Annotated in this window: 19 protein-coding genes; 15 read left to right on the forward strand and 4 right to left on the reverse strand. The window is 48.4% G+C overall.

Annotated elements, in window-relative coordinates:
* Nucleotides 1-2: 2 nt before the first annotated feature.
* Nucleotides 3-854, reverse strand: a complete 852-nt coding sequence (gene lgt / locus ACJJI1_RS05750; RefSeq protein WP_413665894.1) for a prolipoprotein diacylglyceryl transferase — start codon at nt 852-854, stop codon at nt 3-5.
* Between the two features lie 88 nt (nt 855-942).
* Here lgt and ACJJI1_RS05755 point away from each other — a divergent pair, with 88 nt between their 5' ends.
* From ACJJI1_RS05755 to ACJJI1_RS05770, 4 genes are all read left to right on the forward strand, one after another.
* Complete coding sequence (locus ACJJI1_RS05755) at nt 943-1,764, forward strand: NRDE family protein (protein ID WP_444958815.1); 822 nt, start codon at nt 943-945, stop codon at nt 1,762-1,764.
* A 414-nt stretch (nt 1,765-2,178) separates the two neighbouring features.
* The gene (locus ACJJI1_RS05760; protein ID WP_444958816.1) at nt 2,179-4,131 is read left to right on the forward strand and encodes a L,D-transpeptidase family protein; all 1,953 of its coding nucleotides are present in this window, start codon (nt 2,179-2,181) and stop codon (nt 4,129-4,131) included.
* 187 nt (nt 4,132-4,318) lie between these two features.
* Nucleotides 4,319-5,542 (forward strand): L,D-transpeptidase family protein, encoded by a 1,224-nt coding sequence (locus tag ACJJI1_RS05765; protein ID WP_282930976.1) that lies wholly within the window; start codon nt 4,319-4,321, stop codon nt 5,540-5,542.
* Between the two features lie 56 nt (nt 5,543-5,598).
* Nucleotides 5,599-6,777 carry a L,D-transpeptidase family protein gene (locus ACJJI1_RS05770; protein ID WP_444958817.1) on the forward strand — a complete coding sequence of 393 codons (1,179 nt, stop codon included), beginning with the start codon at nt 5,599-5,601 and terminating at the stop codon, nt 6,775-6,777.
* Nucleotides 6,778-6,808: 31 nt separating this feature from the next.
* Here the strand turns inward: ACJJI1_RS05770 and ACJJI1_RS05775 are convergent, their stop codons facing one another.
* Entirely contained in the window at nt 6,809-8,215 is a 1,407-nt protein-coding gene (locus tag ACJJI1_RS05775; RefSeq protein WP_444958818.1) for an Lcl C-terminal domain-containing protein, read from the reverse strand.
* 691 nt (nt 8,216-8,906) lie between these two features.
* On the opposite strand from ACJJI1_RS05775, the gene mepK reads away from it, so the two are divergent.
* Nucleotides 8,907-9,440, forward strand: coding sequence for a peptidoglycan L,D-endopeptidase MepK (gene mepK, locus ACJJI1_RS05780; RefSeq protein ID WP_282930973.1), 534 nt, complete (start codon nt 8,907-8,909; stop codon nt 9,438-9,440).
* A gap of 68 nt (nt 9,441-9,508) precedes the next feature.
* On the opposite strand, the gene ACJJI1_RS05785 is transcribed toward mepK, so the two are convergent.
* On the reverse strand, nt 9,509-10,693 hold the full coding sequence (locus tag ACJJI1_RS05785; RefSeq protein ID WP_444958819.1) for an imelysin family protein: 1,185 nt from the start codon (nt 10,691-10,693) through the stop codon (nt 9,509-9,511).
* A 42-nt stretch (nt 10,694-10,735) separates the two neighbouring features.
* Nucleotides 10,736-11,404 (reverse strand): histidinol-phosphatase, encoded by a 669-nt coding sequence (locus ACJJI1_RS05790; protein ID WP_413665895.1) that lies wholly within the window; start codon nt 11,402-11,404, stop codon nt 10,736-10,738.
* Between the two features lie 338 nt (nt 11,405-11,742).
* On the opposite strand from ACJJI1_RS05790, the gene ACJJI1_RS05795 reads away from it, so the two are divergent.
* The 10 genes from ACJJI1_RS05795 (at nt 11,743) to ACJJI1_RS05840 (ending at nt 20,637) form a co-directional block, all read left to right on the forward strand.
* A complete protein-coding gene (locus tag ACJJI1_RS05795; RefSeq protein WP_282934628.1) occupies nt 11,743-12,249 on the forward strand; it encodes an RNA pyrophosphohydrolase in 507 nt (168 codons plus the stop codon).
* Between the two features lie 108 nt (nt 12,250-12,357).
* A complete protein-coding gene (ptsP, locus tag ACJJI1_RS05800) occupies nt 12,358-14,610 on the forward strand; it encodes a phosphoenolpyruvate--protein phosphotransferase (protein ID WP_444958820.1) in 2,253 nt (750 codons plus the stop codon).
* A gap of 701 nt (nt 14,611-15,311) precedes the next feature.
* Nucleotides 15,312-16,136, forward strand: a complete 825-nt coding sequence (locus ACJJI1_RS05805) for a hypothetical protein (RefSeq protein WP_444958821.1) — start codon at nt 15,312-15,314, stop codon at nt 16,134-16,136.
* Nucleotides 16,137-17,040: 904 nt separating this feature from the next.
* Nucleotides 17,041-17,448 (forward strand): hypothetical protein, encoded by a 408-nt coding sequence (locus ACJJI1_RS05810; RefSeq protein WP_444958822.1) that lies wholly within the window; start codon nt 17,041-17,043, stop codon nt 17,446-17,448.
* 120 nt (nt 17,449-17,568) lie between these two features.
* The gene (locus ACJJI1_RS05815; protein ID WP_444958823.1) at nt 17,569-18,072 is read left to right on the forward strand and encodes a hypothetical protein; all 504 of its coding nucleotides are present in this window, start codon (nt 17,569-17,571) and stop codon (nt 18,070-18,072) included.
* Nucleotides 18,073-18,228: 156 nt separating this feature from the next.
* Entirely contained in the window at nt 18,229-18,573 is a 345-nt protein-coding gene (locus ACJJI1_RS05820; RefSeq protein WP_444958824.1) for a hypothetical protein, read from the forward strand.
* 127 nt (nt 18,574-18,700) lie between these two features.
* Nucleotides 18,701-19,045 carry a hypothetical protein gene (locus tag ACJJI1_RS05825; protein WP_444958825.1) on the forward strand — a complete coding sequence of 115 codons (345 nt, stop codon included), beginning with the start codon at nt 18,701-18,703 and terminating at the stop codon, nt 19,043-19,045.
* Between the two features lie 439 nt (nt 19,046-19,484).
* On the forward strand, nt 19,485-19,859 hold the full coding sequence (locus ACJJI1_RS05830) for an alpha/beta fold hydrolase (protein ID WP_444958826.1): 375 nt from the start codon (nt 19,485-19,487) through the stop codon (nt 19,857-19,859).
* A 39-nt stretch (nt 19,860-19,898) separates the two neighbouring features.
* Entirely contained in the window at nt 19,899-20,285 is a 387-nt protein-coding gene (locus tag ACJJI1_RS05835) for an MAPEG family protein (protein ID WP_444958827.1), read from the forward strand.
* A gap of 31 nt (nt 20,286-20,316) precedes the next feature.
* A complete protein-coding gene (locus tag ACJJI1_RS05840) occupies nt 20,317-20,637 on the forward strand; it encodes an immunity protein PIM1 family protein (protein WP_444958828.1) in 321 nt (106 codons plus the stop codon).
* The last annotated feature ends 1,176 nt before the right edge of the window (nt 20,638-21,813 follow it).

Raw genomic sequence — 21,813 nt, forward strand, 5'->3', positions numbered from 1 at the left:
TGCTATGCTCCGCCTTTAACTCGGGAAGACCCTGCTTTCTTACCTTTCTGCTCAGTTCTCCCCTCGGGAAGCGGCTGAGTTTTATAACTCCACACCAGCAATGCGATGCCGGCAATAATCATTGGCAGGCTCAAAAGCTGCCCACGTGTCATCCATCCAAATAAATCAAAACCAATATGCCCATCGGGCTCCCGGACAAATTCCACCAGGAAGCGGAATACACCGTAGAGCGTCACGAACATACCACCCACCGCGAGTCGAGGGCGCGGCTTACTGGAGAACCACCAGAGCAGCGCAAAGAGAACCAGCCCCTCAAGGAAGGCTTGATACAGCTGGGATGGGTGCCGGACCAGAAGGTCCGGGTCCTTTGGAAAGACCATGCCCCAAGGGCCTTCAGTTTCACGCCCCCAAAGCTCCTGGCCAATAAAATTACCGATCCGCCCAAGCCCAAGACCTATGGGCACCAGAGGAGCAACGAAATCAATTAGAGCCGGGAAGGTTGTACCAATTTTGCGTGCGTAGAGTGCCGTGGCCAACATTACCCCTATCAGCCCGCCGTGGAAGCTCATCCCTCCTTCCCACAACCGGATCAGTGATATCGGGTCTTCGAGCAACTGGGGGAAATTATAAAAGAACATGTACCCCAAGCGGCCACCGATAACGACACCAATGGCACAGTAGAGAATCAAGTCCTCAACTTCGGATTTAATGACCGGTGACCAGGGTTTGGCACTTCGGCGCAATGCCAACCACCAGGCCGCGACAAAGCCAGCCAAGTACATCAGCCCATACCAGTGCACTTTTAAGGGGCCTATTGCAAAGGCTACCGGGTCAATTTCGGGATAGGTCAGCATGGGGGAATCGCGATTGCTAATAAAGGGCGTATTATGGTCGTAAAGCCCCCCGCTGTGGAAGGGCAGCTTGCCCCTAGGGAAGATCCCCATGTGTCTACTGCTATTCGCCTATCAATGCCACCCGAAATACCCTCTGCTGTTGATCGCCAATCGGGATGAGTTCTATCAACGGCCAACCGCTGCAGCGGCGCGCTGGCCAGGGACCGGACTAATTGCGGGTAGAGACCTTGAAGCCCAGGGAACATGGGCCGGCGTCTCCCCCGGTCGGGTCGCCGCTGTAACCAATATCCGGGAACCTGGAACACCGGAACCTGTAGGAGCGCTATCCCGCGGGGAAATACCGCAGAAATTCCTCAGCCAACAAATTAGCCCTGAGCATTTCATCCACTACCTGGAATCCCAGCAGTACCGGGGCTTTAACGCCCTGCTGTTTGATGTTGAGAATCAAAACACTCTCTTCTGTGCCGGAAACCGGCACAAGCCATTTACGTTTGAACCGGGTATTCACGGTATCTCCAACGGCGCACCGGACGAACCCTGGCCAAAGGTGGAGAGGGGCAAAGCGGGGCTGGCAGAAATAATACCTGCGGCCGATCAGCTGGTAACAATCGAGAACTTTGTGGAGCCAGCCCTGGCACTGCTCAAAGATCGCACCCAAGCGCCGGACCAACAACTCCCTCATACCGGGCTACCACTGGAGATTGAGCGGGCACTCTCTCCGATATTCATTCAAATTGATGCCGATAGCTCGGCGACAGAACCAATGCTTCGCAATGGAGGCTACGGTACCCGCGCGAGTACCGTGATCACCATCGACCAGAGGGGGTGTGGCCAACTTTGGGAGCAGACTTTTATACAGGGCAATGAAAATGGACCCCTGCGCTATTTCACTACCCAGTCGCCCAATTAAGCAGGCTCAATGCTAATGGCAGAGAAATTGTGCATAACTTTTTGTGCAAGCCTCTGCACCATATTCAAATAAGCCCCAGTAAACACGCCCCTTTTACACCCACGAGCGAAATATTTGACGCAAAACTCATCATTCGCAAATCCTTACTCTAAAAAGAATGAAGCGCCAAGCAAATTTTGCATTTATTGCCATACTTACTTTCACAGACTGAAGTTGGTTGAGTTTCGCGCAAGCAGGACACCGACATCAGTCTTAATAAAAGGAAGTCGCGCGGGACGCATGACACGTGCGAGTCACCGATAATGTCCCTGAGTATCTGGATGGGCTCGCCACAGGTTGGGAAGGTATGAACGATCTGGCGCCCGGCATTTTCCAAAATATCGCACCGGGCCCCCGCAGAATCGCTGAGGTACCATGTCGTATTTCAACCCCGAGCATCGTAGACGCAAATCTGTACTTCCACTGCTGACACTGGGTAGCCTCTGTGTCTTCATTCTTTATTATGCTTTCGCAGCAAACCAGAAGACCGTACCCGTTTTACCGGAGAACGCTGTTCGCCCTCATTTAGTGCACTGGCTGGAGGAAAACCCTGATGCCTGGCCAGCCCAGGACCCCATTTTTAACCCCGCCGCTGTGCGCAAGATCTACCAGCGCACGGATTACCGCTTGCTTTGGTTCGATAACTACAGCCTAAGTGATAGTGCCAATGACCTGCTGAAACAACTCACAGCTGCCAGCTCCGGCAATCCGAGCAGCATGGTCGACTACCGCTACCACCTGGGGTACTTCGATCGCACCCTCCGCGATACCCCACAACGGCTTCAGATGGCAGCCGTATTGGATATCTTACTGACCGATGCCTTTGTGTCCTACGCGCAAGATACCCAGCTGGACAGGCTAAAGCCCAAAACCCGCCCGCGCCGGGGTGTCACACCGGTTCTGCGGGATAGTGAAGGTTTCCGCTTGGTTGCGACCAGCACAGCTCAACAGCAGGCTTCCAGTGAACCCAGCGGGCGCAAGTACTTCCGCGGATATGATCGCGCAGCCAATCTCGGCAGCAATGTACGCAGCCGCTATTACTCGCGGGAATACAATGCGGATACTTCCGGCAATTACTCAGGACGCAATTATTCCGGTAGCACTCGCACCTATGAGCGCAGTCGATACCGTTCCTACCGGGACAACAATAGTGGCTCGGGTTCCGGCAGTCGCGTTTATTACAACCAGGGGCGGTCAAATACTGCCGCCCCACCGGTGAGATCTGAAAACAGTGAGGGGCCTTACTACGAGGAAAACCGGCCCTATGGCAACGATGTAAGAGCGCTGCGCGGTGAGCTGCAACGGCTGCGCAAGATTTCTTCCAGCGGTCGCTGGCGTCCGATCCCGGCGGGCCCTGCCATGACCATGGGTGCACGCCACCCACATGTAGGCCTCCTGCGCAACCTGCTCTCCCTATACGGTGATTACCAGTCTTACTACAGCTACGGAGGCACTGATCGCAATCGCTTCGATCGGGGCCTTCATCAAGCTGTGATGCGCTTCCAAAAACGTCACGGCCTGAGAGCAGATGGTATTGTCGGTCGCTCAACTCGCAAGCGCCTGAACTTATCCCCAGCTGCACGCGCCCGCATTGTGGAAATGAATATCAAGCGCCGCGAAGAGTTGCCGGAACAATTGGGCAGCCGTTTTATCCAGGTCAATATTCCTGCGTATCGTCTCAAATACGTGGAAAACGACCAGGTCAAACTGGCGATGAATGTGGTCGTCGGTAAGAAAAAACACGCAACGCCTGAAATAACCACCCGTGTCAGCAAGGTAGTCTTTAACCCCACTTGGACAGTACCGCGCAGTATCCTGGTGAATGAGATACTCCCCAAAGCTCGTAAAAACCCTGCGGGTATGGAAAAAATGGGATACCGGGTGATTAGCGGCAGGGGTGAAAAACTGCCCCTGACCCCGCAAAATCTATCTGCTGCAGGTGCGGGTTCCTACCTTATGCGCCAAATGGGTGGTGAGGAAAACATATTGGGACGTGTCAAATTTGAAATCCCCAATATTCACGACGTGTACCTGCACGATACGCGCGCGCGCAAACTTTTTTCCCTGACCACTCGGGGCTATAGCCATGGCTGTATCCGCCTGGAAAAACCCCGCCATTTGGCCGAAGCACTACTTCGTCCCCAAGGGAATTGGGATCAGTGGCGTATCGATCAATTGACCACAGGAGAGGAAACCACGGAAGTGGATATGTCCCAATTGGTGAAAGTTTATATCACCTACTGGACTGCCTGGGTCGATGGCCAGGGCAACCTGAACTTCCGCCCGGATATTTATGGCAAAGATGGACTGACCGATAATCAATTTTAAAAGAAACCGGGGCGGCTATACGTCGCCCCGGTTATAACCAGGGAATTATTGAGCGTGTTATTCCATTAATTAGCCTTTCTTAAGCAGCACCATTCCTGAAAATTATTTAAAGACTATCAGTCACAAGTTATCAATGTGAGCACAGTGATAAATCTCACTGATTTCTCAGTGCTTGCAGGGGTGACTTATGGGTGCTGCCAACAATTCACTTTGCGCTTTTTTGCCACGCAACCAACTAACCTCCCTCCGGGCGAGTGCCGCTGCGATTGCCATAGCAATATCGTTAGGCATTCACTCACCACAAATAATCGCCGAAGCTAAAGATACCGTCGAACCTGACTTGATCGGCAGTCGCGATCCTTTTTTACCTCAGGGCAGGCAATTTTCCCTACTCAGCGAAGCGTTAGCACGCTACCAAACCCTGGCACAAGGTAACTACTGGAAACCGCTCAGTGCTGGACAACCTATCGCGCCGGGCAGTCGCAGTCCCCGGGTTGCGCAATTGAGAAGCCTGCTTATGCTCTATGGTGATCACCACCCCGAAGAGTACGGAGCAGATACTTCTAAAGCAGATGTCTACGACAAAAAACTGCAGCAGGCCGTTAAACGGTTTCAGAAACGTCACGGATTAAAGCAAACGGCACTGGTTGATGAAGGAACCCGGAGTCGACTCAATACCCCGCCAGATAAAGTTGCCAAAATTCTGGCAGCCAATATTGAACGCTGGAAACAACTCCCCAAGGATTTAGGGCCTCGCTATATCATCGTGAATGTCCCAGAATTTAATTTGCGCCTAATTGAGGGCGATAAAGAGCAATTCCGTATGCGTGTGGTTGTGGGAAAACCAAAACACAAAACACCGCAAATCGCTACCCGTATGACGCGACTGGAATTTAATCCTGTATGGCGTGTCCCGCCCAGTATTGCGCTGCGGGAACTTTTACCCAAGGGCAGTTCCGCCCTCAGGGCAAAAGGTTATCGCCTGATGAATCATCGAGGCAGATCGGTGCCTTTTACTCGTGGAAATGTGGCTGCAGTGCGTCGAGGGCAAGTTTCACTGCAACAAAAAGGCGGACCGGGAAATGCTTTGGGAAGAGTGAAATTTGTTATCCCCAATCGGCAGGCCATTTTTCTCCATGACACAAATAGCAAGCACTTATTTAAAAAATCCCAAAGAGCCTTTAGCCACGGTTGTATTCGCCTGGAAAAACCATTGCAGTTTGCTCGCATGATGTTAGCCCAGCAAAACAAGTGGAGTGATGCCCGTATCAATCGCGCGCTGGGAAGTGGTCGCACCCATGGCGTTGCCCTTAAAAATCCCCTGCCGGTTTATATCGCTTACTGGACTGCCTGGATCGATGAAAATGGGCAGCTTCAGTTTCGGCCGGATATCTATAACCGGGATCAGTAATAGGAGGTGACGGAGTGAAGCGGATTAAGAGCTATAGGGACTACTGAGTTATCAGTATGGCAAATGGCCCATTCCAGCTCGGCATCGCCGCACTGATAAGCCTCGTAATTGCCTCGGCCAGCCCTTTGAATGCTTCATTTACTGGGCAGACCGATGTCATTATTGAGCCAATCAGTTCGACCCAGCAATTGCGCGATACCGCTCAGGCCTACCGAGTGTTAGCGAAGAACTGGCGACCTATTGCCCAGGGAAAAACTTTACAGCCCGGAGACAAAGGCCCTCGTGTCCTGCAACTACGTAACTTGCTGGCAATGTATAAGGATTATCACGGTCAACCCGGGCCGCTTTCCGCCCCACAAAAAGACCCTCGAAGATTTGACAGTGCGCTCCAAGCTGCAGTGGAGCGCTTTCAGGAACGTCACGGGTTGAACGTTACCGGCATCGCCGATGAAGACACACTTGCAGCCTTAGCTGTATCGCCAATGGAGCGCGCTCAGCAAATGGAATTGAATGCATCCCGGTGGGAGAAGCTAAAGCTCCCTGAGGATGACCGCTATGTGATTGTCAACGTGCCCGACTATCGCTTACAGCTTATCGAAAATGGTTCGATTGCTCTCGATATGAAGACAGTCGTGGGAAAAAGCAGCACGCGCACACCGGATATGCGCACGCGAATAACCAATATTGTTTTCAGCCCAACCTGGACTGTCCCCCGAAGTATTCTTGTCACCGAGCTTTTGCCCAAGGCACGACACAACCCAACAGCCATGCACAAGCGGGGTTATCGAGTAGTGCAATATCGCAGCGGTAAATCGTCCCCTATTACAGAAGAGACTATTGCCAAGGCAGCCGGGGGGCATGCTACTTTGAGGCAATTGAGTGGCCCTGAGAATACTCTGGGGAAAGTGAAATTTGTTATCCCCAATAAGCAGGCTATTTTTCTCCATGACACCCAAGCTCAAAGCCTGTTTAAACTTCGCCAGCGGGCATTAAGTCACGGATGCGTAAGGCTACAAGCACCAGAAGAATTAGCGTACTTTCTTCTACGTGACCAGGGTTGGGATAGAACTCGGGTAGCACAGGCAGCGAATGGGCATGATGCTCTGAATGTAAAGGTTAAGGGGTCACCCCGTATTTACATTGTTTATATGACAGCATGGATAGATAGGGATGGGCGCCCCCAATTCCGCCGTGACATTTATCATCGCGACAAAGAGATACCCTATCCAAATTAAAGGAACTTATCTATAAATAACTCCGTACAGACTACCCGTCGATACTCCTGACAAGTCTTACATAGTTATCAATTCTAATGGCATCCTCAGGTGCCCCACCTGGCGGAGGCCCCATAGCTCTCTGCATATTTCCATCAGTCATGAAAGGGGGCTCAGGCATTGGTGGGCGCCGTTGAGGGCCATCACCATCAGATTGCGGTCTACCTAAACCTTTTATGTGATATCCCCCATCCTTATAAACAGCGACCTCATCCAATTGTCCAGATTTTGGATCACTTCGTTGAGCCCCAGCTCCATGCAGATCTACCCATTTCTCCGCCATATACCCCATAGCTCGACCGAAACTAATGTAGTTTGCAGAGGCTCCTGCTTTTCTACTATTCACATGGGTTGTACTAGTCCAAAACCAGGGAAAATCTTTTTCCTTACCTTCATTCTTGATAGTGCTGATTTCGAAAATAGAATCAATAGACGCAGAAGTCGTTTTATTTGGAGAACGTTGGTAATCAACGATACTCTGTAGCTCTTTTGCATTAGGCAGGCGCCAGTCGCTGTGGCCTAGGAAATTTTGAGCATTTTTCTCCTCTGCCCAGGCTAAGGCCTCCTGCCAGTTCATTCCTTTCCGGCTATCAGATTTCATCCACATTAAACCCGTTGCCAGATCGGAAACGGTGCCATCTTTATTATCGACAAACTTATTCTTGCCATAGGCCTGGTTGCCGCGCACAAAGTAAGCATAGTTTCTCGGACCACCACCAGGAATTGCATAAGCTTTGATTCTGCCATCTGCTAAATTCAGGCCGAATACTGCAAGTGATCCTCTAAATACATCACCCGTGTAAATATTACTGGACCAGAATTGGGCATCGATAGTGCGTTCGCCCCTCTCTTCATCACCATAGGCGAATGCAAAATACCGGGTATCAATAAAGGGCTTAGCATTACTCTCACTTGGACCGGCGGGGTCAATACCGCTGAAGTTCATCAGGGAATATAGTTGTTTTATCGTCGGAAGCCGCCAATCAGAATAACCACCAAAACGCGCTTGATTCAATTTTTCAACATACTCCCCAACATCGCGGAAAGCGATCTTATCATCAGAGGTAACTTCACCATCCCTATTTAAATCCGGGCTCTGGGTCCACATCAAACCGGTGACATTATCAACCACAGTAAGACCATCTTTAGCCAGGGAGTAATTCATCTTATTGAAGGAATACTGGGCATCCTGACCAAAGAAATCATCACCGGGCTTTGGCTTGGGAATTACATCCTTATCATCAAAAAATTGGACCTGTGCCGTATCTACTATCGGGTAACTAATAGAGTCTATTTTCTTTTCAGCATGTGCCGCTGCCATCAGGCTCAAGGAAGCCGAGATCAATGCGACCAAAGAAATATAGGGCAGCCGAGACCCAGCCCCAGATATGCTAGCCATAGTGTTTTACCGCAAGTGAAAAAGTAAAAGAACCAAGCTAGCATTATTTGGTTTTGATCTCAGGCAACTTCACATTTGTAAACACAACCTTACCAAGGTGCACAATCCATAACGGTGGCCAGCTATGCAAAGTGATCATTAGTTTTGGACTGATGATTCGACTGGCTTTGGAAATCCTTAGGGGACAGACCGGGCTATGCTAGCCAACTTAAACGGTTGGGTATCCATAGAAATACTACACTGGTAGCATCTACACACCTTGTATATACATGTACATACAAATAATTGTGTACTGCGATAGAGCTGAACTGTCTTTCTATATAGATAGATAAACCAGCCACTAATAAAAGAAGGCTATCGAGCTCATGACCGAAGAGGTGATCGGATAGCTCTCAAGCACACTGACGAAACCGCCCGATAAAACCTATAAGTCGCAGAAAAATAATTTTTTAGTGATTAGCGTGCAATGACAACGCTGTCTCCACCCTATTCAGCACTATCGACTTATCAGCAATAAAAATTCCGGTTTCAGGTAGCAGAAAAGAAAAAATATACCACCCAGGCCATCTAATTATTTCTGAATTAGCAGCTTCAGGTTTGTAACAGCTGGTTATTTTTTGTACATTTTCCGCCGTACCCGGTTGCGCCAACTAAGGCAAACCGACGAGAGATTTAACGACGAGGCGGAATTATGAAGAATCCATCCAGACGTCGATTCCTGGCAGTGACCTGCGCAACTGCGGCGGCCGTCAGCGCCGGACCGACTTTCGCAAAAGTAGGTAGCTCCCGCACCCTGAAAATGCGCAACCTGCACACCGGGGAGAAGCTGGAGGCCGCCTACTGGACTAACGGAGATTACAGCAGCGGAGGCCTGAAGCAGTTCAACAAATTGCTTCGTGACCACCGCGCCAACGAAGTGACCCGAATGGACCCCAAGCTTCTAGATATCGTCTACAAGCTGAAGGAGAAGTTCAATTACAACGGCACCATTGAGATTATCTCTGGATACCGTTCACCTAAAACCAACGCCAAGCTGCGTGCAGCTGGCCGAGGCGTAGCGAAACGCAGTTACCACACACGTGGTATGGCCTTGGATATCCGTATGCCGGGAGTGTCCCTGTCGAAGTTGCGCCAGGCAGCACTCAACCTGAAAGCGGGCGGTGTCGGATACTACCCGAAGAGTAACTTCGTACACGTGGATACTGGCCCTGTACGTCGCTGGTAATCCCCACCCAACAGATACAAAAAACCCGGCAGTCGCCGGGTTTTTTGTTATGCCTGTGAGAGCAAGATTTATTCACCATCAACCGGTAAGCTAACCGGCATCACATCCTGATCGGATACTGGCACTTGGGTAGTACCTGCCATCAACCCGGCGATACGCTCGAGAAGTTTGCGTGCCTGCGCCAATTGGGTCAGCTCCGCCAGTTCAATCGGGTCTTCCATTTGCAACAACAAGCTCTCGAAATCCACAAAAGCCTGCTCTAAAGCCGTCACCTGATGTCGATCCAGCAACAGCTCTGCCAAGCCGCCCCCACCAGTGGGAATCCAGTTTGACTGGAGAGTTGCCATAATTGCCAATATCGCCTGCTTTGAATCGGCAGCACGGCTACTTTCCACATCGCTCTCGGAACTCTCCGGCAACCTGCGCAACAGCTGCTCATCAATCACCCGGGTGTGCGATGCACGGATTTGCTGCAATCGGGCAACCGGTCCAAGGGATAAATAGGGCCGCGACAGGCTGTTGGCTGCCGTCGGCCAACGGCGGGCCAAGCCTGCCATATCTTCTTCCACACCTTTGACGATCAAGCGGGTTAGCTCACGGCGCCGATTGACAGCCAGGGCCTCGGGTTTTTCCCCATCGGACTTAGCCAAAAACTGCTCCGCTACCCGCTCGCTGGTGGGCCCCCAGAGCATGATTTCCAAAGCGTGAAAACCGGTGCTGGCCTCTTCATGTGCCGTCAGGCGGTGCTGCTTGCGCAGGTTCGTTAAGGTCAGATCAATGGCCGTATCGTTAACGATACCGCTCTCAGAATAACCCGGCACTGTATCCAGATAGCCCGCCTGGGCCGGCCAACTATCTACTGATAACAGTAATTTTCTACCCTGGCTGCGCAACTCTCCCGAAGAAAAAGCCAACTGGATATAAGGCAGTGCAGCAGCAAATTCCCTGTGGGCATCCAGCCAGGCGAGCCTGGTATTTTCCAGCTTATTTTCATTCGGCTGAGCCAGAAGACCATCCACTTCACGCTGCAACGTTTCAACAGCGGCATGGGCATGGATAACCTGGGCCTCACCCGCCTGCCAAATTGCCAGGGACAACTCGGTCGCAGCCTTTTCATTCACAGGTTGCGGCGCAATACTTTGTTGCGATACCTGCTGCGGTTTTTCTACCGCTTTTTGTTCACAGGCAGAAAGTCCGGCCAGGGCCCCGATTAAAACAGCCAGGGCCCGGTACTGGATAATAGATCCGTTCACTCAATTCCCCATCTTGTGCATTTCACAAATACTGGCAAGCACCTACTCACTCTCTTCCCGCAAACTGATCACCGGCCAGCCGCGAGCCTCAGCTTCTGCGCGCAGGCGATCATCCGGGTCCACCGCAATTGGGTGCTCAACTTCGCCCAGTAAGGGCAGATCATTGATGGAGTCACTGTAGAACCACTTTTCACTGTTGGCGTATTCCGGGTTGTGGGCCAGCCATTGGCGCAACCGGACAACTTTCCCCCCCTGGTAACAGGGTTCACCAACAACCTTCCCGGTGAACCGCCCCTCATCTTCCTCTGGCTCAGTGGCCAGCAAGGTGTCGACACCGAGGCGCGAGGCAATGGGCTCAACCACAAAACGATTGGTCGCAGTGATAATCATGATGTGGTGGCCTTTGCGGCGGTGTTCGCCGATCAGCTCCTGGGCCCGAGGCAGCCACAATTCACTGATAACTTCCTGCATAAACTCGCTTTGCAAGTTATCCAATTGGCCACGGGAAAGCTGAGCCAGGGGCTCCAAGGCAAATTCCAGGTAGGCAAAAATATCCAATTCACCGCGCTGGTAATCTTGATAAAAGCGATCGTTAGCCGAGCGGTAACGGGTCCCGTCGACATGTTCACGCTCCACCAGAAATTCGCCCCAGGCATGATCGCTATCACCACCTATCAGCGTGTTATCCAGATCAAAGATTGCCAAGTGCACCGTCGACTCTCCCATAACTATAGGTTCCCCATAAGCATTTGACCGCCAGGAAGCCGGAAACGTCCCCTGCGCGGCCGCTAATTTTACCTTGCGCCGCACGACAGCACACGGACTGCGTCACTGAATTGCTGTAAACCCCCCGCTGTGGAACAATGCAGAACAAGTAAGTGCAGCGCACGGCCGCACACAACAGTATTGAGGATGGTATTTTGGGCGACGGCAAGCCGGCACAGGCCGGACGAAAGAACCGCCGTAAGCCCGCCAAGCATTCGAATCGCAATGATAAAGCTCCGGCCGGTAACAAGAACCGGGGCACGAGTGGCGAGAGCAGCAGCAATATCGATGCCGAGGGGTTCCGCCCCAATGTCGGTATTATCGTGCTCAACGCCCGCGGTCAGGCACTGTGGGCGCGGCGGGTAGGTGGCAAGGACGCCTGGCAATTTCCCCAGGGTGGTATTAATCCGGGCGAAACCCCTGAACAGGCGCTATATAGGGAACTGTACGAGGAAGTAGGCCTTACTCGCGATCAAGTCAGTATGATTGCCTGTACCAGAGGCTGGCTGCGCTATCGCCTGCCTCAAAGGCTGATTCGACGTCGCTCCGAACCACTGTGCATCGGGCAAAAGCAAAAGTGGTACCTGCTGAGGCTCGAGGCAGAAGAAGCCTCTATCAGCTTCGACAACGGTTACAAACCCGAATTCGACCACTGGCGCTGGGTAAGCTACTGGCACCCACTGAGTAAAGTGGTGACCTTTAAGCGTGAAGTATACCGGCGTGCACTGACCGAGCTGGCCCCACAACAAATACAGCTGGAGAGACGCTGGCTGCGCGGACAGGACAGCTGACCGCACAGGGTAGTTAGCAGCGTATCTTCACAAAATGGCCCCGATCAGCATCGAAATTCTACTTTCCGGGGCCATCGAATTTCTCCGTTGATTGGCGAGGACAGGCCATTGCTCGGATCTCTGCGCAGTATCGTTCAGGAAGTAAATGCCGCCCGGAACCTCACCGCGGTGCTGGAAATCATTGTGCATCGCGTGCGGGAAATCATGCACACCCGCGTCTGCTCCGTATATCTGCGCGACAAGCAACACGGCAACTATGTCCTGATGGCCACCGATGGCCTCAACCCCAAAGCGGTTGGCCAGGTCCACCTGGCCCCCGGCGAGGGACTGGTAGGCAATGTAGTTACCCGCGAAGAGCCGATTAACCTGGAAAGGGCCGAAGCCCACCCCGCCTTCCAATATTTCCCCTCTACAGGAGAAGAGCGCTTCAGCGCCTTTCTCGGAACACCGATTATTCACCACCGCGCCGTACTGGGTGTCCTGGTTGTGCAGCAAGAAGAGAAGCGCCGCTTCGACGAGTGGGAGGAAGCTTTCCTGGTCACACTCTCAGCGCAGCTCGCCGGCGTTATCGCCCACGCTGAGGCCACCGGTCTTCTCGCCTGTATTGGCAAGCAACAACGGGAAACTCACTTCTCTGGCATTGCCGCATCCCCCGGTGTGGCTATCGGGCGGGTACATATTGTCACCCCGCATGCGAATCTCGGCACAGTGCCCTACTCCGAATGCGAGGATGTGGACACTGAACTGGCCCTGTTTCAACAGGCCCTGACCGCTGCCCAAGAAGAAATTCGCGAAGTCGGTGAGCGCCTGAAGAGCGACCTCAGCCCCGAGGAACGGGCGCTATTCGATGCCTATATCAGTATGTTGGATGACAGCTCCCTCGCCGTCGAGGTGTGCGATCGCATCCAACAGCAGCTCAGTGCCCAGCGGGCCTGGGCCGAAGTTATGTTGGAACATGTGCGGCGCTTTGAGGCCATGTCCGACTCCTACTTTCGCGATAGGGCCGCCGATGTTCGCGACCTGGGCGCCCGAGTGCTGATGCACCTGCGGCAACAGCAGCAGAGCGACCGGGACTTCCCCGATAACACCATCCTGATCGGCGAAGAGCTAACCGCAGCGGTATTGGCAGAAGTACCCAGGGAAAAGCTGATCGGAGCCGTATCCGTTAAAGGCTCCTCCAACAGCCATGTAGCTATTATTGCCCGAGCCATGGGACTGCCCGCAGTAATGGGAGTCCAGGACCTGCCCTACGAAACCATCGACGGTGTCGATATGGTGGTGGATGGCTACCGGGGCGATTTGCATATTCACCCCGGCGCAGAACTCAAACGCCGCTACGACGATATTGTTGCAGAAGAGCAGCAACTGGCCCGCAACCTGGACCACCTGGCTCAACTCCCGGCAATCACCTCCGATGGCCATCGCATTCGCCTGATGGTAAATACTGGGCTGATGGCCGATGTTGTTCGCTCCCTGGAGCGCGGTGCTGAGGGAGTAGGACTTTTCCGTACCGAAGTACCTTTTCTATTACGAGACCGTTTCCCCTCCGAGGAAGAGCAGCGGGAAATTTACCGGGAGCAATTGGAAGCCTTTGCCCCCCTACCCGTCACCATGCGCACCCTGGATATCGGCGGCGATAAAGCATTGGCCTATTTCCCTATAGAGGAAACCAATCCCTTTCTGGGATGGCGTGGCATTCGCGTAACTCTCGACCACCCGGAAATATTCCTGGCGCAAGTACGCGCCATGATGAAAGCCAGCCTGGGGCTAAATAACCTACGGATTATGCTCCCCATGATCAGCGGCCTGAACGAGCTCGAAGCCGCGCGCAAACTGGTGGAAAGAGCCTACCGGGAGTTGCTTGAAGAAGGTTACGAAATTGTTATGCCCCCACTCGGGGTAATGGTAGAGGTACCCTCCGCCGTCTACCAAGTGCGAGAACTCGCCGTACATGCAGACTTTATATCAGTAGGCAGTAATGACCTCACTCAATATCTCCTGGCGGTGGATCGTAATAACAGCCGCGTAGCCAATATTTACCATGCCCTGCACCCGGCAGTCCTACGCGCTTTACAGGAAATCGTAACGGCAGCCCATGCCGTTGGCACCAAAGTAGGGATTTGCGGAGAACTAGCAGGAGAACCTAGCGGTGCATTGTTATTAGTAGCCATGGGCTACGATATGCTATCGATGAACGCCACTAACTTACCGCGCATAAAAGCTACGCTACGCGCCGTTAGCCGAGCTGATATTGAGCTGCTCCTGAAACAGGTTTTGCAGATGAATAGCCCCGAGCAAATTGAAAGTACCGTGAAGGGATTTCTTAATGAGGCAGGGTTGAAGGTCTCTTTACAGCCGTAAATAATGAGGCATTAAAACTCTAAATTTACCCGATTTTATAAATCCTGAATTTAAAATCTAACAACCAAACCGTTAGTCCCTCGCAACAGCAAGATATCTGCCCAAGCGACTAATGAAGAGCTATATCACTCAACATTATTCTGAGCCAATAAATAGCTTCCCAATGTTTCCTAACCCTTAAGCTGCTTTTCAGAAATGGCAAGCTCACTTTATTTTTAAGTGTGCCAATGGAATAGCAGAATATCCCCAACCCAAAGAAAAAAACAAATAACAATTAAATACGCGTGATACTCAATTAGTGCACGCAAACCAAAAAAATATCTAACCCTTCACAACACTCAATCCTGAAGCCTTGGCCTCATCACACTTCTAAATTTCCGATAATTCTGACAAGTTAGTAAGTGCCACCTCAGGTAATTATGATCATTTTGACCGTTATTTTTGAGCCTGGCATAGAATATATAAAAATACTTTACAAGTCAGCCAGTTATAAGTTGAGTTAAAAAAACGGGACAGTAGTCAGAATGAACATTTTTATAGCTTGCACTTTAGTAACAATTACACCTAACCCTATGATTTTAAGTTTAAATTTTCGTTTTAGCAGGAAAATTGATTCCGAAACAGTAATCATGATAAAAGTGGTCAGAATGAATACTATATAAATGTTATGCAGATACACACAACAAAGAAAGGACGGAGTTATGTCTAGTCATTATTTCTATGGGGAAATATATCTTGAAAGCCAAGAAAGAGCTCAAAAACTCTGTGACATTGTAGATTACGAAAACATATCAAAATTATACAAAAATGTACCTCCTGAAAAACGACGACACTCTTCAATTCCATCAATTTTTGAAGAAGGCCACCCTGAATATTGTCAATTCGAGATGTGTGTTAACGAAGGAAATCTTGTAAAAATAGCGATTAATGCAACTTTTGAGCTGACGGAAGAGGAAGAACTCAATAATTTAGGAAGGTTCTTATCATCCTTTGGTGCAGAGAAAGGAATCCTGGCTTACTATTACTCAGGTGCTGATTTTACTCCAGAATTTTATAATTATTTTGGAGGGGAGTTTAGTTTGGTCTATAGCTTTGGAGAAGATCAAAATACTGACAATAAAATTCTAGATGAGGGGGCCAACAGTCTAGAAGAAACATTTGAAAATATTCGTAAGCATAATATTAACCTCGAATCTATTCCAAAAAATCCCGAAGAACACTATTACGAAAAGCTAGTTGAAATTATAAAAAAACAAGGCCCACCTATACTATTTGATAGCACCCCGATTCATGAGCTAAAAATTGATCAATATTTAGCAAATAGAATACGTGATAAGTTAATAGAAAAGCTGGAATTCCTTGACAGGGATGGTAGAAAATTACTACAAGAATATATTCATGAAGTTCATAATTCAGCTATAAAAATGTGTTTGGAATCTTTTTATAAATGTAATTGTGAAATTCGCATAAATGGAGTAGATATTTCTAATAAAGGAAAAAATAGAATCGGTGTACATTTCTCATAAAAATGTGTTTAACGAACCAACAGGCTTGAAACTCTATTTTCTAAATATCCAAGCAATAGTCACTTCGCATTGAAAAAGTTACCATAAATGCATAAACTGGGTAGCCGGTAGTTTTTAGCTACCGGCCCCCACACCACCCATCATGCGAGTCCGCAATGGGCGGTTCCTATCCGTAATGAATCTCTACCCAACGATAGTGTCGAGCAGATCTTCATTTGAGTTGAGTGTCATGGCAGTGCGCTACGTCAACTTTAACCGTCTGGAAACATATCAGTAGGCTAGCCCTGTCTTTCAACTCGTGGATTTAGGTTCAGGCCTTCACCCTGTCCAAGGTATTAATCTTGGCATTTGGCTACTATGCCGTCGGCTGACTTCTGTTTAATCACCTTAATCATTACTGACCAAGGCGCCGCTGTGTCCCACCATTTTTGTCTATCCCACGATGGTGGCTAGTGGGTTGGGACTACTTATGAGTCAGCTGCCATGCTGACAGTTTCACAGTAGCAAATTAAACAGATCTCCCCAGATAAGCACGTGAACTTTCACTACACAACAGCATCATTTACTCTACCCGTTAGATCACATGGCTTCGGTGTCCTTGGCCACCTCGCCTCCAGGCTAAGCCTTATATGATGTTTCTGTCCGTCAGCTCGTAGTTTTGCTAGCGGCTTCCTCCCCACAAGACCTCGCGGTGTTGCAGTTGCCATTCGCTAGTAGTTAGCATTTAATGAAGTCCAATAAACGGTGATCTTCCTACAGGGGACTTTCATCCCATTAGTTCACGCCCATACTGGGCGTACCAAAGCAGTCTACTTCATTCCAGCCGCTTCGCGGCTTCCATCGGACCTCCACTGCTTCGCAGCTCTGTCCGGTTACTGCGGGCGTTACACAGCAAGGAGTATTAGTGCTTAATCGAAAGTTAGCTGTAGGATTTTTTATATTAATGCCATGCCTAGTGCTCGTGTTTTTGCCGATATACTCTGTTGTGAGTGGGTACTTGAATCCAAGTATAGAGCACGTAGAAAGAGCAAGAAATTACCTTCCAAACTCTAAACTGCTTCAGATCGGCTTTGGTTTTGGCAGCTATTCCTGCGTCAATGAAGAGTGTGATTACAGTAATGCTTATGATCAGAGACAATTTATAAGTGTTTCTAGCGCTAGTAAAATTGTTACAATTCGCAGATCATATGAAGGTGAATGGACAGAATCTGTGGAAGAAACCAATTTAAAGTTATGGCTTTCACTTTTAGCTATTTATACGCTAGTAATATTAGGTTTGGGATTTTCACTAAGAGAGCTAAATCGTGTGTAATAAGCCGCAGCAATCGCTCCCGTTGGTCGTTGGTCGTTGGTCGTTGGTCGTTGGTCGTTGGGACAATCAAAGCGCTGCGTTTATTTGTCTGTCCTTGTGCGGGGCATTAGCTATTTCAACATGAAGTCTATAAAAAGTTTTGTAATTTTCTGTACGTTTTTTTGTGGATTGATTTCCATATTGTTTAAATTGAGAGATTTGGAGAACACACAAGATATATATTTATTGCTTCTGGTAGCAACATTATTTGGGATTTGTGTTTCAGCAGTTATAGCCCGCAAAGCTTCTTTTTTGCTTTCTAGTATGCCTGAGAACGAGATATGGGCAGCAAAATCTTTGTTTTATGTTGGCGTTATCAGCTTTTCTATCTCTACCTCTTGTGTATTAAATATAAATTACGCCAAGAGTGAAACTATTTCCTCTTATGAGATTAAAGATAAAAAATATCAAGAGAGGGCAGGCAAATCCCCCGAAGCCTGGTACATTAGTATTGATCGACAAGGGGAAACCATAGAGCTTGCGGTTGGTAGAAAAGATTTTAAGTGTTACTCCATAGGTGATAAGCTTCCTGTAAAAGAGATAAATGGATTTTTTAACTGGCTTGTTTTGCTTCCCAACAGCTAACAAGTTTGTGCACTTAACTAAATTTCAGTTACGCATTTTGGCATTGCGTTGAAATTTCATGTCAAAATAATCTATTCCAATTTAGCCCGTGACAAAGGCGTTCAGCGTTCAGCGTTCAGCGTTCAGCGTTCAGCGTTCAGCGTTCAAGGAAGAGCATTGAAGACAGTTACTATATTAGCACTAATAATAATTAGTAATCCTGTTTGGAGTAATAATCTCAATACAGTCAAAAAAATACAGGAAAGTATTTCTGCTAATCTATCACAAGGCGATAGTAAGAAATTAATTGAAGAATATTTAACCTCAACTAACATTGTGTATTCTTACGATAAGTATTCTTTTAGATACCAGGCCGTAGTACGAGAAAATGAGGCTGACTGTAAATTTGAATCTATATTTCTTTGGCTATTCTATGATTGTGCCATTCAAATATATATCAACTTAAATGAGCAAGGGGATTACAAAGATCATGAAGTTTATCAAAGTTATTCTGGCTTATAGCGTCGCTATGCTTAACAAGTACAAGCAAGTTGCTACGGGTCTTCGGCCCTTTCACGGGACGGCCTATGCTGCCCACCAGACGCCCCTGTTGTAGTCGATAAATTTCATGCACAGAATGGATTGGGTATTGAACGCTATTTATTCGTTAATACCTTTACTAGTTTGGTGGGGGCCACTGATTATTGGTATTGCTGTTGGCCGATACTTCTATCGTGATTATTTCAAAGACTATGAATGGGGCTTCGTAGTCTTGATCGGAGGACCTTTATTGGCTTGGTATGCTGGGTCAATGATAAAAGGAGGTTCATTAGCCAATCTCATAGAGCTTCCTTTTGTAGCGGTTACCGTAGGCGCGTTATCGGCATTGAGAGGTTTATCACTCATGAAAAAAGGTGTAGCTGTTTGGTACTTCCCATCATGTTATGTGTTTCCTTTCTTAATTGGTTTAGTGGTGCCAGCTCTGCCAGAATAAATTTAACAGGCACAAGCAGGTTGCTGAAGGCCTTTGGTCCTTCCCGGGACGGTCTACTTTCAGTGCCCCCTGTTGTAGTCATTAAAAATTGATCTATGAACACAGAACATCTTTTCAAAATTGTTTGGCGCGGTTGGTTTACTAGCGTAAGCATTCTGGCATTCATAGCTATTTTACTTGGATACCTTCTTGGTCCGGAGCTAGGAAAGCCTGTAATTTTACTCTTGGCCATGGCCCCCGTAATAGCCGCGCTCCAAGGGGTGCTTGTGGCAGCATTAGTGTGTATTGGAGTCAAAATATGGCCGTTGAAATAGCTCAGGAGCCAATCATTTTTAACAAGCAAAAGCAAGTTGCTTCGGGCCTTTGGCCCTTCGCGGGACGGACTACGCTTCATTCCAACCGACCCTGTTGTAGTCGTTAGCACACACAAGGAGATATTGTGCAAGTCTATGAATTTGGTGACTATCAGGGTATCCCGGTCATTTTCTTTATGGGTACACCTCAAAAAGGTGAGTCTGGGCATGAGTTTTCAGAGCTCGCGAGTAAAGTTGGTATTCGGCTAATTTGCCCTACCCACGCCTGGTATGGCGAGTTTGATTCAGCCCCGTCATTTGACAAATGTTCGGAAAAAACTAGTGCGTACCTACCAAACAACGAAATCAGAAAATGTCATGTAATTGGTGATAGCGGAGGGGGACCATTCGCATTGCACTTTTCTACCGTTTATTGCGCACGTAAAATTCTAGCAAGCCGCTCAAAAATCGTTTCGGCCGCCAAAAGCGTGGCCTCCATTGGACTCACTAACGCTCGCTGATTAGCGGGGTATTAGGCATCAACTAAATAAGGAAGTTCTATGCAAGATTTTTACTGGTTTATTATTTTTATCATCTCGAATAGTGCAATTCTTTTGGCATTTACAATAAACGTATCAAGACTAAGAATTAAGTATAAAATATCTTGGGGTGATGAAGGCAATAAAGGTTTAATGAAAGCCATAAGGGTTCACGCTAACGGTACAGAGCAAGTTCCAATATATGCATTAATTATCCTATCGATATCATTTACAAATCCAGATAATGTTGCACTACCGATCTTGGTAATGATTTTTACTCTTACAAGATTACTTCACGCATATGGTATGCTACTTAGAAACCCTCTATTGAGGCAAATAGGCGCAGCAATTACATACGCTACTCAAGGAGCTGCAATTTTAACTTTGTTGGTCAGCTTAAATGCCTAACAAGGCGCTGCATTAACTGTAAAAAGGGATTATGAATAAACTGCTAGAAACCTTACAATCATTGAGTTCTGATGATCTTGATAATTTGATTGACCAAAGAGATGAAGGTCCATTTGATTGCACATGGGTCAAATTGAATCAGTGTATAAGCGAAGTTAGTGCAACTATAGACAACAAAGAGCTCTTTATAAGATTGTCCAATGCTACAAACCACCATGTGGTTTGCTCTTACATCGCCGATGATCTTGAGCTTATCAACAAGGCAGAAACGCTGGGAATAGAATCAGAGTTCTTAGATTACTTAAAACACTGCTATCAGCAAGGCGTAGTCCCCAGTGAATGGCACACCTAAATCGGGTAGCCGGTAGTTTCAAGATACCGGCCCCTTCGCCACCCATCGTGCGGGTCCCCAATGGGCGGTGCCCAATCCATAATGCATCTCTACTCAACTAGTAAATCTTCACTTGACTTGAGTGGCATGGCAGTGCGCCACCTTAACTTTATCTGACTGGAAACATATAGGTAGGCTAGCCCTGTCTTTTAACTCGTGGATTTAGGTTCAGACCTTCACCCTGTCTTTGGTGTTCATCTTGGCATGGCACTGCTGTGTTCCACCATTTTTTATTCCCGTGATGGTGACTAGTGGATTGGGCCTACTTATGAGTCAGCGACTACGCTGACAGCTTCACAGCAGCACGCTAAACAGATCTCCCCAGATAAGAATGTGAATTTTCACTACACAACTGCATCATTTACTCTACCCGTTAGATCACATGGCTTCGATGTCCTTGGCCGCCTCGCCTCTAGGCTAAGCCTTACATGATGTTTCTGTTCGTCAGCTCTTAGTTTTTTCTTCCCCACAAGACCTATCGGTATTGCAGTTGCCATTCGCTAGTAGTTAGCATTTAATGAAGCCCATTAAATGGTGATCTTCCTACAGGGAACTTTCACACCATTAGTTCACGTCCATGCTGGGCGTACCAAGTGGCTGCATCGTACAAATTGTAGCTTTCACTTTTTGTGTAAAGACACGCACAAAATGAGCCGCACCCGGATGAGGCACAAGCTACAATTTATGTATTACGTATCTTTTACAATGATCTGTATTTTGGTAATCCTTGTACTAGGGGTTCAAATTTTCCATTGGTATAATAGATTTATTATTAGTGATCCAAATACAGCTGTGTTCAAAAATCTGTATAAGCTAAATTTCATGTAAGGAAATATAAAAATGGAAAATACAATATATAAATCACCTAAATCTGAGCTGGAAATTAAAAGCCCACCTAAGACTCTATCTTCCTCAGAAAGGCTAGCTGAGTCTCGGCGGCAAATGGAAGAGTCCAATGCCATCCAGGCTTTAAATTTTGTATGGGGGTTAAGGCTCGCCGGAAATACTATTTTTATTCTACTCTTCATAGTAGGAATAATTTCATCCTATAATAGCACTTCGATAGTCACTACAGCCGTGCTTATCTTTTCCATTTTATTTTTTTGCACTGAAATATTCTGCATCTTAGGCTATTTT

This window comes from Microbulbifer maximicatervae (SeqCode), assembly GCF_052467065.1.

Bases quoted from the DNA above. Each gene is read 5' to 3' on its own strand.
- lgt (WP_413665894.1), bottom strand. From the start codon at position 854: ATGCTGACCTATCCCGAAATTGACCCGGTAGCCTTTGCAATAGGCCCC.
- ACJJI1_RS05755 (WP_444958815.1), top strand. From the start codon at position 943: ATGTGTCTACTGCTATTCGCCTATCAATGCCACCCGAAATACCCTCTG.
- ACJJI1_RS05760 (WP_444958816.1), top strand. From the start codon at position 2,179: ATGTCGTATTTCAACCCCGAGCATCGTAGACGCAAATCTGTACTTCCA.
- ACJJI1_RS05765 (WP_282930976.1), top strand. From the start codon at position 4,319: ATGGGTGCTGCCAACAATTCACTTTGCGCTTTTTTGCCACGCAACCAA.
- ACJJI1_RS05770 (WP_444958817.1), top strand. From the start codon at position 5,599: ATGGCAAATGGCCCATTCCAGCTCGGCATCGCCGCACTGATAAGCCTC.
- ACJJI1_RS05775 (WP_444958818.1), bottom strand. From the start codon at position 8,215: ATGGCTAGCATATCTGGGGCTGGGTCTCGGCTGCCCTATATTTCTTTG.
- mepK (WP_282930973.1), top strand. From the start codon at position 8,907: ATGAAGAATCCATCCAGACGTCGATTCCTGGCAGTGACCTGCGCAACT.
- ACJJI1_RS05805 (WP_444958821.1), top strand. From the start codon at position 15,312: ATGTCTAGTCATTATTTCTATGGGGAAATATATCTTGAAAGCCAAGAA.
- ACJJI1_RS05815 (WP_444958823.1), top strand. From the start codon at position 17,569: ATGAAGTCTATAAAAAGTTTTGTAATTTTCTGTACGTTTTTTTGTGGA.
- ACJJI1_RS05835 (WP_444958827.1), top strand. From the start codon at position 19,899: ATGCAAGATTTTTACTGGTTTATTATTTTTATCATCTCGAATAGTGCA.
- ACJJI1_RS05840 (WP_444958828.1), top strand. From the start codon at position 20,317: ATGAATAAACTGCTAGAAACCTTACAATCATTGAGTTCTGATGATCTT.